The sequence below is a fragment of the Croceitalea rosinachiae genome (assembly GCF_031846445.1).
In the GTDB taxonomy this organism is placed as follows: domain Bacteria; phylum Bacteroidota; class Bacteroidia; order Flavobacteriales; family Flavobacteriaceae; genus Croceitalea; species Croceitalea rosinachiae.
Genome location: NZ_JAVRHR010000002.1, coordinates 293,072 through 319,940, shown reverse-complemented (window position 1 = coordinate 319,940; position 26,869 = coordinate 293,072). Strand labels below are relative to the sequence as shown.

Annotated in this window: 25 protein-coding genes; 14 read left to right on the top strand and 11 right to left on the bottom strand. The window is 35.7% G+C overall.

The features are described 5' to 3' along the window. Nucleotides 1-39: 39 nt before the first annotated feature. Nucleotides 40-534 (top strand): acyl-CoA thioesterase, encoded by a 495-nt coding sequence (locus RM706_RS09155; protein WP_311352009.1) that lies wholly within the window; start codon nucleotides 40-42, stop codon nucleotides 532-534. Here the strand turns inward: RM706_RS09155 and pgl are convergent. Both pgl and zwf read right to left on the bottom strand, forming a co-directional pair. Then, nucleotides 526-1,236 (bottom strand): 6-phosphogluconolactonase, encoded by a 711-nt coding sequence (gene pgl / locus RM706_RS09150; protein WP_311350756.1) that lies wholly within the window; start codon nucleotides 1,234-1,236, stop codon nucleotides 526-528. The two genes, RM706_RS09155 and pgl, sit on opposite strands and share 9 nt — an antisense overlap. A 73-nt stretch (nucleotides 1,237-1,309) precedes the next feature. Continuing rightward, nucleotides 1,310-2,842: a glucose-6-phosphate dehydrogenase gene (zwf, locus tag RM706_RS09145; RefSeq protein WP_311350755.1), complete on the bottom strand. Its 1,533-nt coding sequence runs from the start codon at nucleotides 2,840-2,842 to the stop codon at nucleotides 1,310-1,312. 102 nt (nucleotides 2,843-2,944) lie between these two features. Here zwf and gndA point away from each other — a divergent pair, with 102 nt between their 5' ends. The 3 genes from gndA (at nucleotide 2,945) to RM706_RS09130 (ending at nucleotide 5,178) form a co-directional block, all read left to right on the top strand. Further along, nucleotides 2,945-4,354, top strand: coding sequence for an NADP-dependent phosphogluconate dehydrogenase (gndA, locus tag RM706_RS09140; RefSeq protein ID WP_311350754.1), 1,410 nt, complete (start codon nucleotides 2,945-2,947; stop codon nucleotides 4,352-4,354). 5 nt (nucleotides 4,355-4,359) lie between these two features. Further along, on the top strand, nucleotides 4,360-4,710 hold the full coding sequence (locus tag RM706_RS09135) for a GIY-YIG nuclease family protein (protein ID WP_311350753.1): 351 nt from the start codon (nucleotides 4,360-4,362) through the stop codon (nucleotides 4,708-4,710). Between the two features lie 63 nt (nucleotides 4,711-4,773). Next, entirely contained in the window at nucleotides 4,774-5,178 is a 405-nt protein-coding gene (locus tag RM706_RS09130) for an EthD family reductase (protein WP_311350752.1), read from the top strand. A gap of 174 nt (nucleotides 5,179-5,352) precedes the next feature. Here RM706_RS09130 and RM706_RS09125 read toward each other — a convergent pair whose 3' ends face one another. Next, complete coding sequence (locus RM706_RS09125) at nucleotides 5,353-6,609, bottom strand: hypothetical protein (protein WP_311350751.1); 1,257 nt, start codon at nucleotides 6,607-6,609, stop codon at nucleotides 5,353-5,355. Between the two features lie 162 nt (nucleotides 6,610-6,771). On the opposite strand from RM706_RS09125, the gene RM706_RS09120 reads away from it, so the two are divergent. Then, nucleotides 6,772-7,926: a hypothetical protein gene (locus RM706_RS09120; protein ID WP_311350750.1), complete on the top strand. Its 1,155-nt coding sequence runs from the start codon at nucleotides 6,772-6,774 to the stop codon at nucleotides 7,924-7,926. Between the two features lie 122 nt (nucleotides 7,927-8,048). Here the strand turns inward: RM706_RS09120 and carB are convergent, their stop codons facing one another. Then, nucleotides 8,049-10,901, bottom strand: a complete 2,853-nt coding sequence (carB, locus tag RM706_RS09115; RefSeq protein WP_311350749.1) for a carbamoyl-phosphate synthase large subunit — start codon at nucleotides 10,899-10,901, stop codon at nucleotides 8,049-8,051. 104 nt (nucleotides 10,902-11,005) lie between these two features. Next, nucleotides 11,006-11,164: a 50S ribosomal protein L34 gene (gene rpmH / locus RM706_RS09110; protein WP_311350748.1), complete on the bottom strand. Its 159-nt coding sequence runs from the start codon at nucleotides 11,162-11,164 to the stop codon at nucleotides 11,006-11,008. Nucleotides 11,165-11,342: 178 nt separating this feature from the next. Between rpmH and RM706_RS09105 the strand changes: the two genes are divergently transcribed. Beyond that, entirely contained in the window at nucleotides 11,343-11,858 is a 516-nt protein-coding gene (locus RM706_RS09105; RefSeq protein WP_311350747.1) for a DUF2892 domain-containing protein, read from the top strand. A gap of 13 nt (nucleotides 11,859-11,871) precedes the next feature. On the opposite strand, the gene RM706_RS09100 is transcribed toward RM706_RS09105, so the two are convergent. Both RM706_RS09100 and RM706_RS09095 read right to left on the bottom strand, forming a co-directional pair. Further along, nucleotides 11,872-12,825, bottom strand: a complete 954-nt coding sequence (locus RM706_RS09100; RefSeq protein WP_311350746.1) for a lytic transglycosylase domain-containing protein — start codon at nucleotides 12,823-12,825, stop codon at nucleotides 11,872-11,874. Between the two features lie 45 nt (nucleotides 12,826-12,870). Continuing rightward, nucleotides 12,871-13,533, bottom strand: coding sequence for an alpha/beta fold hydrolase (locus tag RM706_RS09095; protein WP_311350745.1), 663 nt, complete (start codon nucleotides 13,531-13,533; stop codon nucleotides 12,871-12,873). Between the two features lie 175 nt (nucleotides 13,534-13,708). Between RM706_RS09095 and RM706_RS09090 the strand changes: the two genes are divergently transcribed. Continuing rightward, the gene (locus RM706_RS09090; RefSeq protein WP_311350744.1) at nucleotides 13,709-14,002 is read left to right on the top strand and encodes a GNAT family N-acetyltransferase; all 294 of its coding nucleotides are present in this window, start codon (nucleotides 13,709-13,711) and stop codon (nucleotides 14,000-14,002) included. A gap of 99 nt (nucleotides 14,003-14,101) precedes the next feature. Here RM706_RS09090 and mtaB read toward each other — a convergent pair whose 3' ends face one another. From mtaB to RM706_RS09075, 3 genes are all read right to left on the bottom strand, one after another. Continuing rightward, on the bottom strand, nucleotides 14,102-15,454 hold the full coding sequence (gene mtaB / locus RM706_RS09085; protein WP_311350743.1) for a tRNA (N(6)-L-threonylcarbamoyladenosine(37)-C(2))-methylthiotransferase MtaB: 1,353 nt from the start codon (nucleotides 15,452-15,454) through the stop codon (nucleotides 14,102-14,104). Nucleotides 15,455-15,628: 174 nt separating this feature from the next. Further along, nucleotides 15,629-16,804 (bottom strand): GlmU family protein, encoded by a 1,176-nt coding sequence (locus RM706_RS09080; protein WP_311350742.1) that lies wholly within the window; start codon nucleotides 16,802-16,804, stop codon nucleotides 15,629-15,631. A gap of 81 nt (nucleotides 16,805-16,885) precedes the next feature. Further along, nucleotides 16,886-17,152, bottom strand: a complete 267-nt coding sequence (locus RM706_RS09075) for a type B 50S ribosomal protein L31 (RefSeq protein WP_311350741.1) — start codon at nucleotides 17,150-17,152, stop codon at nucleotides 16,886-16,888. Nucleotides 17,153-17,330: 178 nt separating this feature from the next. Here RM706_RS09075 and RM706_RS09070 point away from each other — a divergent pair, with 178 nt between their 5' ends. Together RM706_RS09070 and RM706_RS09065 are read left to right on the top strand one after the other, a co-directional pair. Beyond that, entirely contained in the window at nucleotides 17,331-17,852 is a 522-nt protein-coding gene (locus RM706_RS09070) for a DUF4199 domain-containing protein (RefSeq protein WP_311350740.1), read from the top strand. A gap of 41 nt (nucleotides 17,853-17,893) precedes the next feature. After that, entirely contained in the window at nucleotides 17,894-18,841 is a 948-nt protein-coding gene (locus tag RM706_RS09065; protein WP_311350739.1) for a glycosyltransferase family 2 protein, read from the top strand. On the opposite strand, the gene RM706_RS09060 is transcribed toward RM706_RS09065, so the two are convergent. Continuing rightward, nucleotides 18,838-21,471: a T9SS type B sorting domain-containing protein gene (locus tag RM706_RS09060; protein WP_311350738.1), complete on the bottom strand. Its 2,634-nt coding sequence runs from the start codon at nucleotides 21,469-21,471 to the stop codon at nucleotides 18,838-18,840. The two genes, RM706_RS09065 and RM706_RS09060, sit on opposite strands and share 4 nt — an antisense overlap. Nucleotides 21,472-21,603: 132 nt before the next feature. On the opposite strand from RM706_RS09060, the gene RM706_RS09055 reads away from it, so the two are divergent. The 5 genes from RM706_RS09055 (at nucleotide 21,604) to RM706_RS09035 (ending at nucleotide 26,788) form a co-directional block, all read left to right on the top strand. Then, a complete protein-coding gene (locus RM706_RS09055; RefSeq protein ID WP_311350737.1) occupies nucleotides 21,604-23,310 on the top strand; it encodes a phospho-sugar mutase in 1,707 nt (568 codons plus the stop codon). Nucleotides 23,311-23,313: 3 nt separating this feature from the next. Next, the gene (locus RM706_RS09050; RefSeq protein ID WP_311350736.1) at nucleotides 23,314-25,143 is read left to right on the top strand and encodes an ABC transporter ATP-binding protein; all 1,830 of its coding nucleotides are present in this window, start codon (nucleotides 23,314-23,316) and stop codon (nucleotides 25,141-25,143) included. A gap of 126 nt (nucleotides 25,144-25,269) precedes the next feature. Further along, the gene (locus RM706_RS09045) at nucleotides 25,270-25,812 is read left to right on the top strand and encodes an RNA polymerase sigma factor (protein WP_311350735.1); all 543 of its coding nucleotides are present in this window, start codon (nucleotides 25,270-25,272) and stop codon (nucleotides 25,810-25,812) included. Nucleotides 25,813-25,845: 33 nt separating this feature from the next. Beyond that, on the top strand, nucleotides 25,846-26,358 hold the full coding sequence (locus tag RM706_RS09040; protein ID WP_311350734.1) for a hypothetical protein: 513 nt from the start codon (nucleotides 25,846-25,848) through the stop codon (nucleotides 26,356-26,358). Then, a complete protein-coding gene (locus RM706_RS09035) occupies nucleotides 26,345-26,788 on the top strand; it encodes a hypothetical protein (RefSeq protein ID WP_311350733.1) in 444 nt (147 codons plus the stop codon). Before RM706_RS09040 ends, RM706_RS09035 begins: the two co-directional genes overlap by 14 nt. Nucleotides 26,789-26,869 lie beyond the last annotated feature (81 nt).

The following is a 26,869-nucleotide window of genomic DNA, read 5'->3' as shown; positions in this document are numbered from 1 at the left end:
AAAACTTCAAAAGAATCAAGGTTATCAATTACTGAGCTTATGCTTCCGTCCCATTCCAATTTTGGTGGAAAAGTGCACGGGGGACATATTCTTAGTTTAATGGATCAAATAGCTTTCGCCTGTGCATCAAAACACTCACAAGCGTATTGCGTCACTGCTTCGGTAAATCGGGTAGATTTTTTAAGCCCGATTGAGGTTGGCGAATTGGTGACACTAAAAGCATCTATAAATTACACCGGAAAAACTTCTATGGTTGTAGGGGTCCGAGTTGAATCTGAAAATGTCACTACTGGCGATACTAAGCATTGTAATTCCTCCTATTTTACAATGGTGGCAAAGGGTGAAGATGGAAAAAACCTGCCCGTGCCAGGATTAATTATAAAAGACAAACAAGGGATGCGACGTTTTGCACGTAGCAAGGAGCGCAAATTGTCTGCATTCAAACGCGATTCTAAATACGACACCAAAAATTTTAAGGTAAATGATTATTTGGAGTACTTAGGCGGTGAAAATGTAAAGATGGATTTAGATTGATACCGCCGCATCTTCGTCCATAAACCATACCAAATTACCAGATTCAGGATTCACTAAAGCGGCAGGGTACTTTTTGTAATCTCCTTTTTTGTTATGAATTTCATCAACTTTTTCAGCTTTCCCACTTCCCGTGACCAAAAAGGCTACTTCCTTTGCTATATTGATGACCTTTCCATTAATTGATACTCGCTGTTGACCAGAATCAGGATGCGCAGCAACCACACAATGGTCTTTTGAATTCCATAAATGTATGTTGTGCGGAAAAATAGAAGCGGTATGCCCATCATCACCCATGCCCAATAGCACTAAGTCGAACTGGGGAATAGTATCCAACCTATCTAAATTTATCTCAAGAAGGTTTGCGTATCGCATGGCCTCGCCCTTAGGGTCATTTTCCCCTAAGACCCGATGAATATTTTCTTTAGGAACATTAATTTTAGAAAACAAATGATCAACGGTCATTTTATAATTACTTTGCTCATCTGTGGGAGGTACACAACGCTCATCACCCCAATAAAAATGAATTTGTGACCAATCAATTTGATTTCCATATTCACTGGCTAAAACATCAAAAATCAGCTTAGGCGTACTTCCGCCAGAAAGAGCCACATGAAAAGCAGCTTTCTCCTTCACCAAATTGGCAAAATAACTTGAAAACTGTTTCGCTACGGCTGTTTTATTCTTATATATGTTGACTTCCATTTGTACCTTTTTTAGGTCTCGACTGCGCTCGACCTGACATAACTCCTAACTCCTAACTCCTAACTCCTAACTCCTAACAAATAACACAATATCCTGGGTCTTCCGCCAAATTAGAGCCAGGATTCCTCCAATAACCTATACCATCAATAAGCTCATCAGCATTTTCAGGGCCCCAGACTCCAGCCGCATACCCGTACATACGCACATCTTTGCCATTCTTCCAATATTCTAAGATGGGATCAACAAATTCCCAAGCGGCTTCGACCTCATCAGCTCTTGCATACAAAGTAGCATCACCTTGCATACAATCTAACAACAACCGCTCATAAGCCTCCATAACATGGGTTTGGGCTAAACTAGAGTAGTAAAAATCTAAATTTGCTCGCTCTACCTTAAATCCTTGTCCTGGTACCTTTACCCCAAACTTCATTAGAATTCCTTCATCCGGCTGAATTCTAATAACAAGCTTATTGTCTTTATTATTGATTCCTGAATCTTGAAAAATATGATGATGGGGTGATTTAAAATGAATTACTACTTCGGTAACCTTTGTGGGCATTCGTTTTGCTGTTCTCACATAAAAAGGCACATCTTTCCAACGCCAGTTATCAACAAAAAACTTGATTGCCGCATAAGTTTCAGTAGTTGAATCACTATCTACACCATCCTCTTCACGATATCCCTTTACTTTTTCTCCATTTATGGTAGATGCCATGTATTGCGCACGTATCGTATTATCGTGAAGCTCTTGGGCATCTGTCATTATTCGTAATGACTTTAAAGCCTTCACTTTCTCATTTCGAATTTCTTCCGGCTGATCTCCTATAGGCGGTTCCATTACAATTAAAGAAACTATTTGCAAAAGGTGGTTTTGGAACATATCACGAAGTGCTCCAGATTTATCATAATATCCTCCACGTTTTTCTACTCCGACACTCTCAGCATTCGTTATTTCTACATGATGAATATAATTTCTGTTCCACAACGGCTCAAAAATGGTGTTGGCAAAACGTGTCACCAATAAGTTTTGAACGGTTTCTTTACCAAGGTAATGGTCAATACGATAGATCTGAGGCTCAGTAAAATATTTTTGTAGCCCAGTATTCAAAGCTTTTGCAGTTTCAAGACTATAGCCAAAAGGTTTCTCAACAATCAATCGTTTCCAGCCATTATTCTGCGTGTTTAACCCGGCATCCGCTAAATTCTTTGCGATGGTTTCGTATAATGTAGGTGGCGTTGATAGATAATAAATGATATTTCCCTCGGTCTTGTATTTATTATTTAGGTCTTCAACACGTTTTCGTAATCGACTATAATCAGTATCATAAGCACCTCCCAAATCTTCATAAAAAAACTTATCCGAAAAACCCTGAATATAATTCTCTTTTAAATCTTCAAGCCTTGGTTTCAAATACTTACTTTCTAAAACCACTTTATTGCGGAATTCTTTATCGGTCATATCACTACGACTCGCACCTAAGACCACAAAATTTTCAGGTAATTGTCTCGCTAGATAAAGATTAAACAGTGAGGGAACCAATTTTCGAGCAGTCAAATCACCAGATGCGCCAAAAATTACCAGTAGTTGATTAGAAGTTTTTTTCATGAGTTGTAGCTTCATTATTTGAGCATAACGAATATAACGTTTATTTTAGGTAGCTCTTAGTAGAAAATACTTCCTTAGTATTGAATTAATATAAATACAATTATGGCAAACACATACGATTTTGGATTAGTAGGACTGGGCGTAATGGGGCGTAACTTCATCTTAAATGTCGCTGACAATGGATTTACCGCTTTTGGCAACGATTTAGATGAAGAAAAAGTCAATGCCTTGATTAAAGAAGGTGGAGAACCAGACAAAGTAAATGCTTCTACTGATGCCAAAATTTTTGTTGAGGCATTAAGTAAACCAAGAAAAATAATGCTTTTAGTACCAGCCGGAAAAATAGTTGATGCCGTTATTGAGAACCTATTGCCCTTATTAGATGAAGGTGATATTATTATCGATGGTGGAAATTCCTTTTATACTGACACTGACCGTCGTGAAGCCTATCTGAAGGATAAAGGTCTTAATTTCTTTGGTGCCGGTGTTTCAGGAGGAGCAAAAGGTGCGAGAAGGGGACCAAGCATTATGCCTGGTGGTTCAAGAGAAGCTTATCAACATGTAAAACCAATTTTTGAAGCAGTATCTGCAAAATATGAAGGAGAACCATGTGTTGCATATTTAGGACCAAAATCAGCAGGTAACTACGTGAAAATGGTGCATAACGGGATAGAGTATGGCCTAATGCAGCTAACTTCCGAAATATATAATTTACTAAAAAAAGCCGGTGGGCTGAGCAATGAAGAATTGCATCAAACTTTTGCGGCTTGGAACGAAAGTCGCCTACAATCATTTTTAGTGGAGATTACCTCGGAAATTCTCGCACAGAAAGATGATTTGACCGATGGAGATTTGGTTGATATGATTTTGGATAAAGCCAAACAAAAAGGTACCGGGAAATGGACTTCACAAAATGCGATGGATTTAGGTATTCCTGTCCCAACTATTGATATAGCGGTAAGTATGCGCGAAATCTCAGCTTTAAAAGAAGAACGGGTAGAAGCTGATGAGCTTTATGATAGGCCCACCCCTGAAAATGTAGTCAAGGCCTCTTTGGTTGCCAAAGCAGAAGAAGCATTATACTTTGCCTTTATAATGGCCTATGCCCAGGGCATGCACCAATTGGCAGATGCTTCAAAAGAATATGGCTACGAGCTTGATTTAGGAGAAATTGCCAAAATTTGGCGAGCTGGTTGTATTATAAGGGCTGCCCTATTGGCGGATATTACAGAGGCGTTTAAAGCAGATGATACCCTACCCAACTTATTATTATCACCAGCTTTTGTTGAAAAAGTTCAAGGAACTGTAAATGCTACAAGAGAACTAGTAGCCTATGGGGCTACCAATGGTATTCCATTACCAGGACTCTCAAATTCACTGACTTATTTTGATGCCTATACTTCGTCAAGATTGCCCTTAAACTTAATTCAAGGACAACGCGATTATTTCGGTTCGCATACCTACGAGCGTATTGATAGAGAAGGTATTTTTCACACGGAGTGGAAAGATTAAAAGAAATGGCCAAATTGCAATATCATGTTTACGTTATTGAACTTTCTAAAAAGGTATTTACGGAAAATAGAAAATTTCGAGAGGCCAATCCACAGTTTAATGGGGTATTACAATGCCTATATGTGGGAATGACCAGTAAAACACCAAAACAAAGATTCGAACAACATAAAACAGGCTATATTAACAAAAAAGGCCACAAGTTATCGGCAAATATTGTTGAGAAATATGGTATGTATTTACGCGGTAGTCTATTTCAACACATAGAGCCTACCACAAACAGAACAGAAGCTCTTCAATTAGAAAAAAAATTGGCCCTAGAATTGCGAAGAAAAGGATATGCCGTTTGGTTCAACTAAAATGGTATCTATCGAATTTAAAAAAAAACATTACCTTCTAACAAATTACTGAATACAAACATCATGAAGACAAAAATTATAATTGCGCTAATAGGAGTTATTTCAATAATATCCAGTTGGCAAAACAATGTGAATGCCCAAGAAAGTAAAAAGGGAATGGTAAAAGTTACGATACTATATCCGAACGGTGAAGATAAAACCTTCGATATGGATTATTATTCCAATAAACATATGCCTATGTTGAAAACCCTTATGGGCGACTCTTTAAAGTTTTACGAAATTGATAAAGGAATAAGTGGGCGTACACCTGATGAACCCATGCCCTACTTAGCGATTGGATATTTGTATTTTGATAAGCTTTCAGACTATCAAGAATCTTTTGGGCCTAATGCTGAAAAAATAGTTGGAGACATTCCCAATTACACCAATATTCAACCTATTCTTCAGATTAGTGAAGTATTGCATTGAATATTTAAATTACTCGTTTAAATACCTCTTGTACCGTAAGAAAGCATCTTCAACTAAAAAGCTTTTTTTCGATACTTTTTCTTTGGAAAAACTCTAACTGGAGGTTTTTTTTAAGAAAAAAACACAAAATTAACAACAGGTATTTTTAATAGTTAACCAATATTACGTCAAAGGTTATAATTCATCATTCAAATCCCCAACAAGATTAATTTCCGTTTTGTCATCAGTTAGTGTCAACTCTCTAATTTCCCCCAATCCTTCAAAATACCATTGAGCTCCCCCGATTTTTCCTAAATCAACGGTGAGTTCCTTTGAAAATGCTTCCTGTCCATCGACAAATACTTTTAAAATCTCATTTTTGACCTTCACTTGGCAACGAGTCCATTCATCAGTATTTGTTCCAAAAGCTGAAAAATCATGATTTTTACCTGAGACCATTTCATTATTGATAAAAAAAGACAAATCCCCCACACACCCAGGTATACTGAATGCTAACGATATTACTTCCCGTGTACCCGTAACGGTCATTCTAACATTGTGGCAAATACTACCTTCTTTAGTCTTAGACATTCTAAAAGAAGTGTTCAGCTCAAAATTTGCTCCATTTATATTTGGTTTAGATGATAAATGTGCCAAATAAAGACCTTCATTATCTATTTCTTGAAGCCTATTCCAAGTTTCTGGTATAACGTTTATTATTTCTTCACTATTTAGTTCATCAGGCTTTAAATACGACAACTCATCATTACCTAGTAACATACCTTGCCATCCTTCTGTAGGGATATATAAATTTCTCTCTTTTACTATTTGCCCATCAGCAATTAGTTTTGCTAAAAAGTATCCGGGTTGGTAATATGTTGAAGTGACCAGGCCCTTAGCATTTTTTAGTGGAATTTGTTTGCGAGAGTCCCAAGATTGTTGAATACAGATAGAATCATAGTCCAGATTACCATAATCATAACGAAAAACAACCGTGTTTGGATAACCTGAAGCGACTTTATCCAATTCAAACAAAACAGCTTCTGAAGTTGATTGGTTTTCCGCTGTAATCGTTTGTTTAGTGGCTACTTTTCCTTGTGACCAAATAACAAGTGACAACAAACCCAAGCCTAAAATGCCCAAGCCTAATTTCAAAAGTCTAGATTTAAGTCTAGTTCTCCCCAAGTTGTAATTCTTGCTGTTATATTGATTTTGAAAATGTCGCCAACTTTCAAATCCTATAAATTCTGAGAGAATATCAAATGTTGTTGTACTTGGACTAGCTAAGGTCCCAACCCTACCCCAAACTCTTTTCAATGTTGTCACACTCAACTGTTTTCCTGTGACTTCTAAAATTCTTTCGCTCAATTGAATAAAATCCTTATTTGTCCATGAGCTACCCGAACCCCATCCTAAATGATCCTCAATACTGAGTATAAGATGTTTCTTCATTCGTGAAATCGACTTTTCTATAAATCTACCTTGCATTTGGAAAAACAAATCAATTGAACAGGATTAAACCAAATTGAACAAGCACTATTTTATTAACAAAAACACTCATATGATACATTTGGTACCATCAAATTTAATTTTAAATCATAAAAAATTATCATCATGATCAAAAAACCCTTAGCAGTACTCTGTATTGTTCTAATTACATCAATGTATGGACAGACAAAAAAAATTAAAATCCCCTTTGCCAAAGAAGTGTGGCAGCACGATTCAGAAAAAGTTGAATTTGTAACACATAAATCAGTTGCTGCTGTGAAATCAAAAACAGGAGAAAGTTTTAATATCCAATTAAAAAACCATCAATTTACCAACGGCATTATTGAATATGACGTAGAATTTGTTGGAAGAGGCTTTCCTGGTATTGGTTTTCGATCTTCTGATGACCAAAAAAATGCGGAATTATTCTACATCAGATATTTTGGCACTGTTGACCCTTTAAGTCGTTATACCATGCAATATGCAACGGTAATTGATGGTGTAAATATGTGGGATATGACCGATGACTATCAAGGAGCTGCTAAGATATATGATCAAAGATGGAACCATATCAAATTGGTCATAAGTGAAAAACAAATGAAGGTTTTCGTAAATGACATGGATAGGGTGGCCTTACACATACCCAATTTAGAAGGTACTAGAGGGTCAGGAAATATTTACTTAACTGGTAATGTAATATATTCGAACCTATCCATTACACCCGAAGCGACTGAAAATTTACCTCAGACAGCAGGATATGATCCTACTTATAGTGATACCCGTTACTTAAGAAAATGGTCAGTTTCCACCCCTGTTGACCTACCTTTTAATAGAGATATTATGAAAAGTATCCCAACAAGTCCAGGCGTAGTAATAGACAGCACATTGCTAGATGATTCTAGTTGGAAATCGATAATGGCAGAACAACGTAACATGATTAACCTAACTAGACTATATGGTGCCACAGAAAATGGCAATCGCCGATTGGTTTGGCTTAAAACAAATATTAAATCTGAAACAGATCAAGTGCGTCGCTTAAAACTAGGTTTTAGTGATGAGGTATGGGTTTTCATTGATGGACAACCCCTTTACATTGACAAAAATTATTACGGTTCACCGGGAATGAAAGCACCAAGAGGACGATGTACCATCGATAACAGTGAAATTTCATTACCATTAAAAGCTGGAGATAACGAAATAGTAATCGGCTTGGCCAATTACTTTTTTGGATGGGGTCTTGTGGCAAGATTAGATAGTAACGACGGGCTTGAACTACAGTAAGTAATCCAAAATAAGGCCCTTAATGGGCCTTATTTACTCGATAATCAAGATTTAAAGCTCCGACGCCTGCGTCGAAATCAATGTTGGTTTTCCTTTTAATGCATCGTGTGCTTACCCTAAGGTTATTTACTTAAATACATCTTTCGTCTAGAGTATAAATTGTAAAAGTCATCATCTTTCAAACTATCAATAAAAAGGATGCTCTCACCAGTACTTTTCATCTCTGGTCCTAAATTCTTGTTGACATTCGGAAACTTATTGAATGAGAACACTGGCTGTTTGATTGCGTATCCTTCTAGTTCTGGTTTGAAATCAAAATCTTTCACTCTTTTCTCGCCTAGCATTACCTTGGTCGCATAGTTTACATAAGGTTCTTTGTAAGCCTTTGCGATAAAAGGAACTGTTCTGGAAGCTCTTGGGTTTGCTTCGATAATATAAACCATATCATCTTTTACAGCAAATTGAATATTAATCAAGCCTACTGTATTTAATGATAATGCAATCTTTTTAGTATGGTCTTTAATTTGTTGCATCACAAACTCACCTAGGTTAAATGGCGGTAAAGTGGCATTTGAATCTCCTGAATGAATACCACAAGGTTCAATATGCTCCATGATACCAATGATGTAAACATCTTCCCCATCACAAATAGCATCTGCTTCTGCTTCTATAGCACCATCTAAATAGTGATCTAAAAGTAATTTATTATTAGGGATGCTTCGGAGTAAGTCTACTACATGAGCCTCTAAATCTTCTTTATTGATGACAATCTTCATTCCTTGACCACCGAGCACATATGAAGGCCTAACCAATAATGGAAATCCTAATTCATCGGCCAATTCTAAAGCTTCGTCAGCACTTTCTGCAACGCCAAATCTTGGGTAAGGAATATCGTTTTCTTTTAATAAGGTAGAAAAGCTACCTCGGTCCTCCGCTAAATCCAGTGATTCAAAAGTAGTTCCAATAATTTTTATTCCATATTTAGATAACTTCTCTGCCAATTTTAAGGCGGTTTGCCCACCTAATTGTACAATAACACCTTCTGGTTTTTCATGCAGAATTATATCGTAAATATGTTCCCAAAAAACGGGTTCAAAGTAGAGTTTATCAGCCGTATCAAAGTCTGTAGATACGGTTTCAGGGTTGCAATTAATCATGATGGTTTCATAACCACATTCTGCAGCCGCTAAGACCCCGTGTACACAACAATAATCAAACTCTATACCCTGGCCGATACGATTTGGACCTGAGCCTAATACCACAATTTTCTTTCTATCAGTAACCTCACTATCATTAACCACAAAACGCTTGCCGTCTGCAGTTTCCATTTCTTCTTCAAACGTGGAATAGTAGTATGGTGTCATTGCCTTAAACTCCGCAGCACAGGTATCCACCAATTTATAGACTCTGTTAACATTCTGCTCGGTCCGTTTTTTGTGGACCTCACTTTCATAGCAATCCAGCATATGCGCGATTTGGCGATCTGCAAACCCTTTTTGTTTGGCTTCCAAAAGCAATGCTTTGGGTAGGCTTTCTACAGTATATTTAGAAATCTCTTGCTCTAGCAAATGAAGTTCTTCATATTGCTTTAAGAACCACATATCAATTTTTGTGATTTCATGAATTCGCGACAATGGAATCCCCAGTTGTATGGCGTCATATATTACAAATACCCTATCCCAGCTGGGAACGGTCAGCTTTTGTATAATGGTTTCATAATCTTTGTATCCTTTTCCGTCTGCTCCAAGTCCATTACGTTTAATTTCAAGAGATTGAGTCGCTTTGTGCAGGGCTTCTTGAAAAGAACGTCCAATTCCCATCACCTCACCAACAGCCTTCATTTGCAGTCCTAAAGTCCTGTCAGAACCTTCAAATTTATCAAAGTTCCATCTCGGGATTTTTACGATTACATAATCTAATGTCGGCTCAAAAAGTGCAGAAGTTGATTTTGTTATTTGGTTATCCAACTCATCCAACGAATAGCCGATTGCTAATTTAGCTGCAATTTTTGCAATAGGATATCCTGTGGCTTTAGAAGCCAAAGCAGATGAACGAGATACTCTAGGATTGATTTCAATGGCTATAATATCTTCTTTTTCATCTGGACTAACTGCAAACTGTACATTACATCCACCAGCAAAATCTCCAATGCTCCGCATCATATGAATGGCCATATCACGCATTCGTTGGTAGGTTCTATCAGACAAGGTCATTGCCGGAGCCACTGTTATGGAATCACCAGTATGGATTCCCATAGGATCCATGTTTTCAATGGCACAGATAATTACGACATTGTCATTTTTATCTCGAAGCAATTCTAACTCGTATTCCTTCCATCCCATCATGGCTTTATCTATCATCACTTCATGTATGGGCGAAACTTCAAGGCCATGGCTTAGTAAACCATCAAAATTTTCTGGTTCATATACGATAGATGCCCCTGCACCTCCAAGTGTAAAAGAGGCTCTAATAACTAAAGGAAAACCAAATTCTTGAGCAATCTCTTTCCCTTTTAGAAACGATGTGGCTGTAGCTTGTGGTGCCATTCCCACACCAATTTTGGTCATAAGTTCCCTAAATTTCTCACGGTCTTCCGTAATGTTGATAGCATCGATATCAACACCGATGATTTCAACACCAAAATCTTCCCAAATACCTTTATCATCTGCCTGTATACAGAGGTTTAATGCCGTTTGTCCACCCATAGTTGGCAATACGGCATCAATGTTCGGATGATTCTTAAGAATCTCAATAATCGATTTAGTATTTAGTGGTTTAAGATAAATATGATCGGCCATAACCGGGTCGGTCATTATGGTCGCTGGGTTACTATTTATCAAAATGGTCTCAATTCCATCTTCACGCAAAGATCTTAACGCTTGGGAACCAGAATAGTCAAACTCACATGCCTGGCCAATTACAATGGGACCAGAACCAATAATTAAAATCGATTTGAGATCGTCTCTTTTTGGCATTATAAATAAGGTTTCTCGTTATTCAAAATTTTTCAAATTTCGGCAAAAAAAAAGGTGCTAAACTTGAAAAAGTAGCACCTTTATTAAAAAGTTATTTACAGTCATTATTTTTTATGACGTGGTTCAGATGAAACAGTTAATTTCTTTCTTCCTTTTGCCCTTCTTCTAGCAAGAACCTTTCTGCCGTTAGCAGATGCCATACGCTCTCTAAAACCATGTTTGTTTCTTCTCTTTCTCTTTGATGGCTGATATGTTCTTTTCATTTCTAAGCTTATTTAGGAAAAAGCCTCAAGGCTTTCTGAAATTCTGCGCGCAAATATACGAAGACTTTTTACTTTGACAAGACTATTCAAAAATAATTTTGAATAGTTTTTAGTAGTTTTGCAAGCCGAGAAAAACTGCATTTCTTTGTGCGCAATCTAAACAGAAAAACACTTTAAAATGTTCAACAAAAATATAAAACTTGTCATTACTGCTCTTATAGTAGCTTATGCGGTTTACCAATTTATAGAAGGTTATATTGGCAATGGTATCTTTTTGGTACTATTCTCTCTGATTTTTGTTTTTTTATACTTTAGAAACGAAATCATTCTACTGGCTTTTTTACGCATGCGTAAACAAGATATGGTAGGTACCGAAAAATGGTTGACTAAAATCAAAAAACCTGAGAGCGCCTTAACAATCAAACAACAAGGATATTATAACTATTTACAAGGCATAATTTTTTCTCAAAAAAACTTGACTACTGCAGAAAAGTACTTCAAAAAAGCTTTGAAACTTGGTCTTAATATGGATTATGATGTAGCTATGGCAAAGTTGAGTTTAGCAGGTATCGCTATGCAAAAAAGAAGAAAACGTGAAGCTACTACCCTACTCCAAGAAGCAAAAAAATTAGATAAGAACAACATGTTGACGGATCAAATAAAAATGATGCAACAACAGATGAAGAAAATCTAAAATTGGTTTAAAATTATTTAGACTCTCTGTAGTAACCCTTATTAGGTATTTCAATAGTATACTTCTTACGAGAAGCATTGTTTAAATGTGGTTCACGCAGCCAGGGGTTATGTCGCTTTAATATTTTGTAATTGATTTCATATTCATTTGCATAGTCGGCCCAACTAGCAATAGGTCCATCAACTTCAACAGAGAATGTTGGAACGGCCTTATAAAAATCATCGTTTTCTACGTCAAAACCGTATTTATCAGGGTTTGAAATGATTTCTTTAATCGCCATTATTCTAAAAAGGTATCGTCCTGTTTCTTGACCTAAGAGTAAATCATAATAGTCATCTACCTTTTGTATTCCCATATATTTCTGGATTCCTCCAGGTCCAGCATTATAGGCAGCTGCGGTCAATGTCCAACTTCCAAAACGGCTTTTCCATTTATTTAAGTACTCACAGGCAACCTGAGTACTTTTCTCGACATGGTAACGCTCATCAACATTAGAATTCACTTCTAATCCATATTCTTTACCCGTAGCCTTCATTATTTGCCAAAAACCGGTAGCTCCTGCTGGTGACACTACGTTTTGGAGTCCACTCTCAGCAACTGCTAAATATTTAAAATCATCGGGGATACCGTTTTTTGCAAGAATAGGTTCTATTATGGGAAAGTACTTGTTGGCGCGCTTCATCAATAAAAGGGCATTAGATTGCCAATAGGTATTTACTAAAAACTCTCGATCTACGCGTTCCATTATCTCTGGATCACCGAATGGAACTTTTTCACCCGCAAAATTTAGATCTTCAGGAATATCTATTGCACTTATTCGATATCCATCGCTTACACTCTTATCAACTTGTTCTATTTGATTTGAAGCTTCTGTATTAGATTCCGATTTCATTTGAACCGCATAAATCAAACTTCCTATTACAACAACAAAACCAATTAGTGCCAGTATATTTTTTAAATGTCTCATCTTTTTCGTTTTCTCTTGCAAGATACTATAGAATTTTAAACTCTTTTATTCTAATATTAGTGTAGGCAAGTTCTCATTAAACCATTTTGCACGATGAATAATCATGGTATGTGTACCATTCTTAACTTGAATACAACTCGAAATATTAGCAATAGGAAAAACTGCATCCTTTTCTCCTTGAATATGAAGAAGGTTTGGCAACACTTCTTTCTGTTTCCAATTCACAATATTGTCAATGGACCAGTCTATGTAATACTTATCTCTTATAGAAAGATACTGCTCATAAAGTGCTAACCGTTTGGTCGCCGTTTCGCCAAAAGCATATTTGGCCAAAAGCTCTACGTTATTGACCAAACCGGTTGGTAATAGTTTATGGACTTTAGTATATTTTGCAAAAAGCATTCGCTTTGGAAGTTCTCTTTCTGATTTTACACTTGAAACAACAACTACCTTTTTCGTTCGTACGTGCCGTGCCATTTCTTGAACCAGAATGCCCCCAAAAGAAACGCCCAGTAAAACAGGTTCTTCATCAGAAATATATGCACACATTTTTTTTGCATAATCTTCTAAGGTTATTCCTCTATCGGGCTGAAACCATTTTAAATGATGTACTCGAAACTTATCTGGGTCGAGTTTAAGATTATCAAAAATTGAAGGGTTTGCGGCCATTCCGGGCATGAGGTAAACCGATGTCTTGTTATCGTTCATATTGCTCAAATGGTCTATTTCACTAGGAATTTAGCAAATTTTTAACTACTTTTGTCTCCCGTTTGTAAAGTACCTCACTTTTTTGCAAACATCAAACCGAAACTAAAAATATAAATTACGATACCAGAATACATCGTAATTTTTTTGTCTAAATCGAAAAGTAAACAAAAACTATATGACAGAGATGGAAATTAACGACAACAGTTTTTTGCGTCAATTCGAAGTTAAAGTGGATGGCCATTTAGCAAAGATTGAATATTCTTCTCAAGAACGGAAAGTGTTTTTAACCAAACTTGTGATTCCTGAAGAAATTACCCAAGATGGTTTTAAAGAGTCTTTTATCAAAGCCGTTTTGAACAATATTCAAGAGAAAAACTTAAGAGTGGTACCCACAAGTCCCCACATCGCGGGCTTTCTGAGGAAGAATCGACAGTACAAAGAAATGTTGCCGGTAGGTATCAGAATCTAACAAAATTTTAAACCTCTCTATCGAGAGGTTTTTTTATGCTTTATTGCGAGCGAAGCGAAGGAATACTTTCAAAATCAATCTTAAATTACCAAACTCCTTTTAAAAACTAACTGCTTCCGTTACCAACTCAAAGCGCACCAAACCATCTTCATCAATCTCAGTTAATTCAACCTTGTGAAGCGTATTTACTAAATCTGGATTCCAAGGTGTTTTCACTTTTACATAGTTTTCTGTGAAACCATGAATATATCCTGATTTATTCTCGCCCTCAAAAAGCACGGTTCTCTTAGTGCCTAGCTGACTTTCATAAAAAGCACGTCGTTTTTTTACAGATAAACCTCGAAGCATCTTACTTCGTTTGCTTCTTACATTCTTTGGTACAACATCCAACATTTCTGCAGCAGCTGTATTATCTCGTTCAGAGTAAGTAAAAACATGTAGGTAAGAGATGTTCAATTCATTTAAAAAATGATATGTTTCTAAAAAATGTTCTTCGGTTTCACCAGGAAAACCTACAATGACATCTACACCAATGCAAGCATGTGGCATCATCTCTTTTATTTTAGCGACTCTATCAACATAAAGATTGCTCAAATAACGTCTTCGCATTATTTTTAAGATGGCATCGCTACCACTTTGTAGTGGAATATGAAAATGTGGAACAAAAGAATTACTCTGCGCTACAAAACCAATGGTCTCATTTTTTAAAAGATTTGGTTCTATGGAAGAAATTCGAAGTCTATGAATGCCTTCAACATTATCTAAAGCTTTAACTAGTTCCAAAAAAGTATGCTCATGCTTTTTGTTGCCAAACTCGCCTTTGCCATAATCACCAATATTAACACCTGTTAAAACAATTTCTTTAATTCCTTTAGAAGAAATCTCAGCTGCATTTTTGAGCACATTTGATAAGGAATCACTACGCGAAATTCCTCTAGCCAACGGAATAGTGCAATAGGTACATTTATAGTCGCAACCGTCTTGCACCTTTAAAAAAGCTCTTGTTCTATCACCAATCGCATAACTCCCCACATAAAAATCGGCATCTTCAATTTCACAAGAATGAACTTCACCATGGTCATTCTTTGAAAGGTCGTTGAGGTAATCGGTAATCTTAAATTTTTCAGTAGCACCCAATACCAAATCAACCCCATCAACCGCGGCAAGTTCTTCTGGTTTTAGTTGCGCGTAGCAGCCCACAGCGGCGACAAAAGCTTCAGGATTTGATTTTTGCGCCTGCTTTACAATCGTCTTAAAGCGCTTATCTGCATTTTCAGTAACAGAGCATGTGTTAATAACATAAATATCTGCTACCTCATTAAAATCAACACGGTCAAAACCTTCTCCTTCAAAATTTCTAGCAATTGTAGATGTCTCAGAGAAGTTCAATTTACAACCTAAGGTGTAAAAAGCAACTTTCTTTCTTGTATCAAATTTATTTTGATATTTCATTACCTACCCATTTTTGCGAATGCAAAGATAGCAAATAGCCCAAAGTCAAAATAGTTTGCATATTATTGGAAGAAGTTGGTACTTATACTCTTGAAAACTTGTAAAAAATAATGGGACTTTGTTAGCTGTTGCTAAAAGGAATCAAAACTCCACTTAGCATATTGATAACGAAGCTTAATATTTACGCCACTTTTTTGTCAGTTCAAAAACATGGTTTAAAATGTTAGCCTCAATGGCGTCAAACTCGACATTTCTTCTAGCCATCATTACTTTGGCCGCTTCAAAAGCTTTTTTAGGCATATAGGCACTAAAACCAGAAGCACCACCCCAGCTAAAACTAGGTATGAAATTTCTGGGAAAACCTGGGGTATATACGTTTACATTAACCCCGATGACCGTACCAGTATTGAACATGGTATTGATTGCTGTTTTACTATGATCACCCATCATCAGACCGCAAAATTGAAGTCCTGTTTGGTCAAATCTTTCAGAAGCATAGTTCCATATGCGAACTTTTGCATAGTTATTCTTTAGGTTTGAATTGTTAGAATCCGCACCTATATTGCACCATTCCCCCAAAACTGAGTTTCCCAAATAACCATCGTGCCCTTTGCTGGAATATCCAAAGATTACCGAATTGTTAATCTCACCACAGACCTTGCCATATGGTCCAATAGTAGTTGCTCCATATATTTTGGCACCCATTTTAATGACCGCTTTTTCACAGAGAGCCAGCGCACCACGAATCATATTGCCTTCCATTACCAATGAATCCTTACCTAAGTAAATAGGGCCATTCGAAGCATTTAGAATACTATGCTCAACATCTGCACCTTCTTCTAAAAATATATTTTCTGGTGCAATTACCCGATTGGTATCTGAAATCGGAGCGCTCTTTCTACCTCTTGTAATAAAATCAAAATCTTCTTGTAGCGCTTCTTGATTCTTTGAGAAAATATCCCAAGTGTTTTTTACAGTAATAATCGCTTCTTCAAACAGAATAACTCTAAAATCATTGAGCTGAAAGACTTTATGAGCATCAGTTGTAGCATATGCTATGACCTCATCATGCCAAACTAATGCTTCATTACCTTTTAATTGTTTAATGGCTTCTACGAATTTCTTATTCGGAAGAAAAGAAGCTAGAATAACTATATTTTCAGGCTCAACTTGTATTGGAAATTTATCAGACAGATAGTCTTCCGTCAATGCACTGATTTTACAATTTAGAAAACGTTCCCACTTCTCACGTATGGTCAGTATTCCTATCCTTATATCTGCAATTGGACGAGTAAATGTAAATGGAAGTAAATTTTCGCGATAATTGCCGTCAGAAAGTATAAAGTTCATTTCTAGTTGTTTCAATACTGTAAAAATAAAAAACGCCTTCGCTATAAAACGAAGGCGCTCAAAATATATTTTCAAAAAAGTCTATTCAGACTTCTCTTCTTTCTTGAACTTCTTGTATTTGTTCTTGAACTTATCAATTCTACCCGCAGTATCGATAAGTTTCGTCTTACCAGTATAGAAAGGATGTGATGTTCTAGAAATCTCTAGTTTGATTAATGGATATTCAACACCATCAATGGTGATATTTTCTTTGGCCTCAGCTGTTGATTTTGTAATAAAAACATCTTCATTTGACATGTCTTTAAAAGCAACTAACCTATAATCTTCGGGGTGTATACCTGTTTTCATTATAAATAAATTTTCAGCACCCATTCCAACAGGCACCTAATTGAGGCTGCAAATTTAGTCAAAATTTGAACAAACACAACTTAGAAGACCAAAAAAAGAAAAAAATGTACCTTTAGTTGTAACATTAAACCATTAACATTAACTAACTAGAGTAATCAACCATAAACATAAATTTAAGATGGAAGAAAATCAACCCAAAATTGGAAAATTTTCATGGACCTACGGTATAATTTTAGGTGTCGTAGGTATCATATTTAATGTAATGCTAATGATGGCCGGCATGCATTATGAACAAACATTACCAATTCAATTAATTGGTATCTCATTACTGGCAGTAGTAGTATTGTTCGCTATTTCACAATTTAAAAAAGCAAATGGTGGATTTTTAAAGCTCAGTGAAGCATTAAAAATCGGAGCAGCAACAGCTGTGGTTGGTGCTATTATCGGTTTAGTCTATTACTTTTTATTGACCAATGTTATCGAACCTGATTTCATGGATAAAGCCGGAGAGATTGCCAAAGTAAAGGCATTTAAAGATAACCCTAGCCTTACCCAAGAGCAATGGGATCAAGGAATGGAAATGCAAAAAAAGTTTGCTTATTTAGCCTATCCTTTTATTTTAATTATTCAAACCATTTTAGGGCTTATAGCCGGATTAATTGGTGGTCTTATTATGAAAAAAGAACAATCGACTTACTAAATCAGAAAATAGTATTTTTGAAGGGAAATCTATTTTAAGCAATGCAATTATCCATTGTAATTCCCTTACTTAACGAAGAAGAATCATTAAAAGAGCTATATGGTTGGATTGCAGAAGTCATGCAATCCAATCATTTTTTATTTGAGGTAATTTTTATTGATGATGGTAGTTCGGATCATTCTTGGAACGTTATTCAAGAATTATCTACCCAAAATAAAAATGTAAAAGGCATTCGTTTTCATAGAAATTTTGGCAAATCGCAGGCCTTACATGCGGGTTTTAAAGAAGCAACAGGCGAAGTAGTTATTACTATGGATGCTGACCTTCAAGATAATCCGGAAGAGATTCCAGAATTATACGAGCTGGTTTCTAAAAACGATTTTGATATTGTCTCAGGTTGGAAGAAAAAGAGATATGATTCTTTTTTATCAAAAAACTTACCCTCAAAACTCTTCAATTGGGCCGCCAGAAGAACATCTGGTGTGCAATTACACGATTTTAACTGCGGGTTAAAAGCCTTTAAAAATGAGGTTATAAAAACTATTGAGGTTTCAGGAGAAATGCATCGCTACATACCTGTTCTAGCAAAAAATGCCGGCTACCAAAAAATAGGCGAAAAAGTTGTTCGACATCAAGCCAGAAAATATGGCAGCACTAAATTCGGAATCGAGCGCTTTATTAATGGATTTTTAGATTTAGTTACAATTTGGTTTGTCACAAAATTTGGAAAAAGACCAATGCACCTCTTCGGTGCTTTAGGTGTGCTTATGTTCTTTATTGGTTTTTCTTTTTCGATTTATCTAGGAATTGACAAGCTTTTTCTCAATCCCACAGGACGTTTAATTACCGACAGACCCCAATTCTATATTGCTCTGGCAAGTATGATCATTGGAACCCAATTGTTTTTAGCAGGGTTTTTGGGAGAAATTATGATTCGTTTCAAAAAAGCAACCGAAAACTACAAAATATCTGAAACCTTAAACACTTAGCGTTTCAAAGCAAAAAATCCTTTTATATCTCTTCCATCAATTAATTCAAGATGATACCAATAATCGTCCGCTGGCATATTCTTGTTTTGATAGCGTCCATCCCACCCAGATTGGCCATCTCTAAATGATGTAATCAATTTTCCATAGCGATCATAAATGGAAACTTTATAATCAGGAAAATAGCTAGAATTACTTAACGTCCACATATCATTAAAACCATCATTGTTTGGTGTAAAAAAATTAGGCATAGCACCTACGATAATTTCTTCTTCATAAATAGAACAACCATTATCAACCACCAAATCATATAACCCAGGTAAAATGTTATTAAAAACATTAGATTCTTGAAAATTAAGCCCTCCATCAATAGAAAAAGTAGTGTTTTCACCTGATTGATTTATACCTAGAATAACACTCACTTGATTGTTACGGCGAAAATCTTGTACAATGACATTCTCAACTTCTATCCCAATTTCTGGTAAAACTTCAACGGTTTGGATGTAAACACAGGTTCCCGTCGAAAATACTACGTCATAAATACCAGGTTCTTTTACTGTTATTTCTTGTTGCATTATTCCAAAATTCCATAAGTAGTCATCAAACCCATCTGGTGCATTTAAATTAGCTAAGCCATCGCACAAATAAACTAATTTTGTTTCTTCATGGTCTGGCGATTCTACAACAACCAATTCAACTTTTCCTATGAACGCACAATCATGGTCTTCTTCAATTCTAAAAAATAATTCTGGAATATTTGATGCGCTAAAACTATAGTCTTCCAACTTCAATTGATTTAACTCAAAAAGAGCATCATCCTCATTAATATATAATGATATTTCCGTGTCTCCAAAATCCTCAGAAAGCTGTTCAATCACTCTTGAAAGGTTTGCTATAATCATATTGTCCCTGAAACGACCATCACAAATGTACAAGGTATCATAAAGTCTTAAATTAGACATAGGTTGTGTAATTAGCGTAATTTCGATCAAGGAAAAACATTCTAAGCCTGTTGAAACCTTCGCATATATTATATTATCTGCCGCATCATTTCGATAACCTAATGGAGATAGTTCGTTTTGATTCATGATAGCATTTGCCTCAGTGTCAAAAAAGAAAACATCAAGATTTTCAATACCATTATCAAATATTGGAATAGCCTCTTCAAGATTAAATGAAGTTATTCCGTCATCAATACCATCAATATCGCATTGTACAAGCTCGACCTCAGTTAAGACATTGGGCGCTGGTTTTATATCAACATATTCAATAAATTGACGGGGGTTTCCATTGCTATATTCAACATTAATAACAACCTTATAAATTCCTGCCTTAGAAAAGATGTGCTCTCCGATTATATTATTTGAAAAATTAAGAGCTCCAGAATCAGGATCTCCAAAGTTCCATGAAATATCCGTGATATTATTATTCCCATCTGGAGTGAAGGTGGTGGTATCACCCAAACAATAATTTTCAATATTAATGATTGTTTCAAAAAAAGACTGAATGTATGGAGGTAATCCAAATCTTCCCTCTCTTCCCCCTAAATCAACAGTAAACTTTTCTGAATTGGTCAACCGCGCATCTTTATTTGGTTCCCTTATTACAGATAGCCTTGCATTGGGTATTGAATGATAGATTCTTTTATCAATTCCTATTTGCAATGCTCCAGCTACAAAAAAGCCTGTATTGTTTTGAAAATCTAGAACAACCTTTCCTTCTGAAAAAAAATTTGCACTTTCTAAATTATACTGTATAACTTTAATATTTTCGAGATTATTATCTCTGTTATAATTTACTCCCGAGGCATAAAGCATTTTTGAGTTCGAAGAGAATTCCAGACCATAATAAGCGCGTCTATGAGATAATGCTTCAACCGGATTACTTACTATACCGGTAGTTGCATCAAAGTCAAAAATAAATAAACTTGAGTCATATTTTGGTTCTTGAATAAGGTATGACATTGCCAATTTAGTGCCGTCTGGTGATAGTTTTAAAGAACCTCTGCCATTTCTAAAATCAGTAATGGATGGTCCTAATATTGAAATTATTGGATTAGTATCAACACCGTTCTCATCAACCTTATAGCTATAGAACCGGTCTCTAAAATGCGTAACTACCCAAAAATAATTTTCATTAAAATTCAAAATCCCAGAAACTTTTTCAGATCCTATTGGCAGTAAGGGTAAATTCTTTTCCAAAACACCACCTCTGCCATTATTAAGTGATATATCTATAACCGTATAATTAAAACCATTATTTTGACCTAAGTCAGCTAACAGTGCATCATCAGTCGTAAAAACATAGTAAATCGTATTATTGACGGGGTTAGGAACAATTAACGCAGTTTGAGATCCAGAGGAACTCCCCTTTATACCTTCTCCATTTGGCATTATCTCATGATTCGCATTCCAAATGGTGTTACCATTAGTATAAAACAATAAACTTCCGTTTGGGTCAGAAATTGAGGCACTACCTTCTACACTATTTAATTGGCCATCTAAATGCGGTATAGGTATTCCTGAATTAAAGTTTAATCCTGCAGCTTCTCCAAAATACCAATTAGCAGCTTCTAGTTGGGAGAAACTATTAATCGTAAAAAATAATGTTGCCAGAATTAAAATGGTTCTCATAACTTAGAAACATAATAAAAAAAGGCATCATTACCCAATTTACCGGTCATTTTAATATTTTTTTACTTTGAGCGTTATTAAGTGCGAATATTCTGATGTAATTTTAGATTAAATTAAAAGAAAACGATTTTTATGGATTCTATTACCGCTACTGCCAAGTCATGGCTAACTGATTTCTTTGATACAGCTACTAAAAAAGAGATTGAAAATTTAATACAAACGGATACCGAAGAACTAAAAGAACGGTTTTATAAAGACTTAGAATTTGGTACTGGTGGTATGCGCGGTATTATGGGTGTTGGCACTAATAGAATCAATAAATACACCTTAGGCAAAAGTACCCAAGGGCTCAGCAATTATTTGAATCAAACATTTCCACATGATGAGCTAAAAGTGGTCATTGCCTACGATTGCCGTCACAATAGCGATAGCTTATCACAGGTAGTTGCAGAGGTTCTCTCTGCTAATGGAATTAAAGTTTTTCGTTTTTCAGCTCTTAGAACCACTCCTGAGCTTTCTTTTGCTGTAAGGCATTTAAACTGTCATGCAGGCATTGTCTTGACCGCTTCACATAACCCCCCTGAATATAATGGATATAAGGTTTATTGGGGCGATGGAGGACAAATTGTGCCACCTGAGGATGGGGAAATCATTGCGGAAATTGATTCGCTTTCTTTTGAAGATATCAAATTCACTGCAAATCACAATTTAATCGAGTCGATTGATACTGAAGTTGATGAAGCTTTCTTTAATGAATCTGTAAAAAACGGAAACTTTGATGCTGACGGTAAAGACAATTTTAAAATTGTTTTCACTTCTATTCATGGAACTTCAATTACGGCCATTCCTGAGGTTTTAAAACGTGCTGGATATAAAAATGTAACCGTAATTCAAGAACAAGCAGAACCAGACGGAAATTTCCCTACCGTAAAATCTCCTAATCCAGAAGAACCTGAAGCATTGGCAATGGCCATTGCAAAAGCAGAAGAAATTGATGCTGACATGGTCGTGGGTACAGACCCAGATAGCGACCGATTAGGAATCGCAGTTCGCAATCTCGAAGGCGAAATGGAATTGCTCAATGGAAATCAAACCATGGTTTTAATGACTAAATTTTTGTTAGACCAACATAAAGCAAAAGGTTTAAAAGGCAATGAATTTATAGCTTCAACCATAGTTTCAACACCTATGATGGCTCAAATGGCAGAAGCTTATGGAGTTGAATGCAAAACATCATTAACTGGTTTTAAATGGATTGGTAAAATGATCAAAGACTTTCCGGCATCTACCTTTGTTGGTGGTGGTGAAGAAAGTTTTGGATATATGGTAGGTGATTTTGTTCGCGATAAAGATGCCGTAACCTCCACCCTATTGGCTTGCGAAATTGCGGCACAGGCAAAAGCTAATGGCAGCTCATTTTATAAAGATTTGATTGATTGTTATGTGCAATTTGGTTTCTATAAGGAAAAACTAATCTCAATTACAAAAAAAGGTATGAGCGGAGCAGATGAAATCAAACAAATGTTAAAAGATTTCAAGGAAAATCCTGTAGAATCTGTTCAGGGCTCAAAAGTACTTTGGATTGAAGACTACAATACCTCCATATCAAAAAATGTGCAAACTGGTGAAGAAAAATCAATTGATTTACCAAAATCCAATGTATTGATTTATGAAACGGAGGATGGCACTCGTATTGCAGCCAGACCTAGTGGTACAGAGCCTAAAGTGAAATTTTACATGAGCACTAACACAATTTTAACCAAAGCCGAGGATTTTAAATCCGTAAATTCGCAGCTAGATTCTAAATTAGAAGGAATCGTGGCAGAATTGAATTTATAGTGAATGAATTACTTTAAAAAGATTTTACGGTTTGCTAAGCCGTATAAATCGTTTGCATTACTAAATATCTTGTTCAATATTTTATACTCGATATTCAACGTATTATCGATTATAATTTTTATCCCGACTTTAGGAATATTGTTTGGAACACAAGAAGAAGTCGCAGAAGCTCCAATTTATAATGGATTAGGAAACCTTCAATCTTATCTCACAGACTCTTTAAATTACTTTTTAACTGTAAAAGTAAATGAAGAAGGGCCAGTGGCGGCATTAGTCTTCATATGTATAACCAGCATCATTATCTTTTTTCTTAAAAATGCCTTTAGGTATGCAGCAATGTATGTACTTGCTTATTTGAGAACTGGAATGGTAAAGGACATTCAAGATAAGTTATATTTTAAGACTTTAGACTTGCCAATTGGGTACTTTACAGAAACAAGAAAAGGCGATTTACTTGCAAGAATGACCTCTGATGTTAAAGAAGTAGAAGGATCCATCATTAATTCTTTAGAATCATTGGCAAGAGAGCCTATTACAATACTTATTGTTTTAATTTCAATGTTGGCTATTAGTCCACAATTAACCTTATTTGTTTTTATCTTTTTGCCTATAGCTGGCTTCTTGATTTCTGTAGTTGGTAAGCGCCTAAAAGCCCAATCTCTAGAGGCCCAAAAAGAAACAGGGACTTTCTTATCCTTTTTAGAAGAAACTTTAGGGGCATTAAAAATTATCAAAGGGTTTAATGCAGAAGAACGACTTTCGTCGAAATTTACTGACTCTACTTTTCGATTTAAAAAATTGATGACTGCTGTTTTGCAACGTAAAGGTCTCGCGTCTCCATTCAGTGAATTTTTGGGTGTGGCAGTTGTAATCACAGTTCTTTGGTATGGTGGAAGCCTTGTTCTAGGCAATGAGAGTACACTTACCCCTCAAGAATTCATGGGCTATATTGGGCTTTTCTACACTATTATCAATCCCGTAAAGGCTATTACCACGGTCAATTACAATATTAAAAAGGGTAATGCCTCGGCCGAACGTATTTTTGAAGTTCTAGATAAAGAGAATACCATAAAAGATGCTTCAAATGCACTTTCGATTGATAGCTTAGAATCTAATCTCAAGCTCAATAACATTTCGTTCAAGTATGAAGATGATTATGTTTTACAAGACTTCAATTTAAAAGTAAATAAAGGTCATACTGTAGCATTGGTTGGGCAGTCAGGCAGTGGCAAAAGTACCATTGCAAATTTGGTCACTCGCTTTTATGATGTTAATGAAGGCGAAATTTTTATTGATGATGTCAATATTAAAAATATCAAAAAGAAATCGTTGCGAAATTTAATGGGTTTGGTAACACAAGATTCCATATTATTCAATGATACAGTAAAGAACAATATCGGTCTAGGTAAAGAAAGTGCAACAGATGAAGAAATCATAGAAGCTGCCAAAATAGCCAATGCCCATAATTTTATTATGGAACTTCCGAAGGGCTATGACACTAATATTGGTGATGGCGGAAACAAGTTAAGTGGAGGGCAAAAACAACGTCTTTCAATAGCCCGTGCTGTTTTAAAAAACCCTCCAATAATGATTTTAGATGAAGCTACTTCCGCATTAGATACAGAAAGCGAACGTCTAGTACAAGATGCTTTAGAGAAGATGATGCGCAATAGAACTTCTATTGTAATTGCCCATCGTCTTTCTACCATACAAAATGCAGATTCCATAGTTGTACTCAGCAAAGGTAAAATCGTTGAACAAGGCACTCATGATGAGCTTATGAAATCAGCTAAAGGATATAAAAAATTGGTTGAAATGCAGACCCTTTCATAATAAACATAGGTTAGCTCTAGTTCAAAAACCTGTATTGAAAAAAGCCTTTGAATAATTTATAAGAAATCTGTCTTAGGCAGTTAAACCTTTTTATAACTTCGTAGTCAAAGCACCAAACATCTTCATTTGATTGCTGAAGAAGCCTTAGTCAACGAGCTAAAAAACAAAGAGACACAAACAAAAGCCTTTGAGGTATTGGTCAATACCTACAAAGAACGTTTGTATTGGCATATTAGAAGAATTGTGTTGAACCATGATGACGCTGATGATGTATTGCAAAATACCTTTATAAAGGTTTATAAAAGTATTGAAGGGTTTAAGGGTCAGAGCAAACTATATTCTTGGATGTATCGTATTGCAACCAATGAGTCGTTAACTTTTTTAAAACAAAAATCACGTAAGCTCGGGGTTACTAGTGCAGAAATGCAGGAGCAACTAGTAGAAAACTTGCAAGCCGATGTGTATTTTGAAGGTGAGGAAATACAATTGAAATTACAAAAGGCTTTAGCAACACTACCCGAAAAGCAAAAACTAGTGTTCAATATGAAGTATTATCAAGAAATGAAATATGAAGAGATTTCCGATATATTGGAAACTTCCGTAGGAGGTTTAAAAGCCTCTTATCATTTGGCCGTTAAAAAAATTGAAACGTATCTTAGAGCAGATTAAACCTTTTGAAGGTTTGAATGTCAAATAATTGAGATGAAAAAGAACCACAAAAATAAATTCAAAACCCCCGAAGGTTATTTTGATAGCTTCAATGAGCGATTACTAGATAAAATCGTGAAAGAAGAATCTGTTATTCCTCCTGATGATGGTTTCTCTGCTCCAGATGGGTATTTTGAATATGTTCATGATGAAGTTTACAAAAAAATACAACCCAAGGTTATACAACTCAAAAATTACCGTAAGTATTATTTTGCAGCTGCATCAATAGCAGCTATTGTGATTTTGACCCTATTCTTCAATCAAAATAATAGTCAAAGTTTTGGTTTTGATGATTTAGCTAATGCTGAAATTGATGCCTATTTTGAAAGTAATGACCTAAATTTTTCAACCTATGAATTAGCAGAAGTAGTAACTTTTGAAAATTTAAGCATTATGAATATTGCAGAATCAGAAAACTCAATTGATGAAGATATTTTACTAGAGTATTTAGATGAAAACGTTGATGAAATTGAGGACTTAAATTTAAATTATGATGAATTTGAATAGACTTTTAATCATATTATTCTTAATACTGACAACCCATAGCGTAGTTGCGCAAGGTCAGGTACGAAACAGAATAAAGACTTTAAAGGTTGCTTACATCACTGAGCAATTGGGTCTAACAAGTGATGAAGCTCAGCGATTTTGGCCTGTTTATAATGACCATGAGAAGAAAATGGAACGTATTAGAAGTTTTGAGAGAGAACAGTTTCAAGGTGTTCAGACAGATATGTTCGTAGTCTCTGATAAAGAGGCAGATGATCTAGTTTCAAAGTTTCTTTCATTACAAACAGAAAAGAACCAAATAGAACAAAAGTTTGTCACAGATTTACGTCAAGTGATATCCGCTAAAAAAATTATCCTATTGTTTAGAGCAGAGAATAATTTCAAAAAAAGGCTATTACAGCAGTATAGAAATAAACGTGGGCAGCGTTAGCATTAGGTTCAAAAAATCGATAAAAGACATTAAAAAGGAGCTAATTGGCTCCTTTTTTGATTAAACCATCTTCCAAATTCA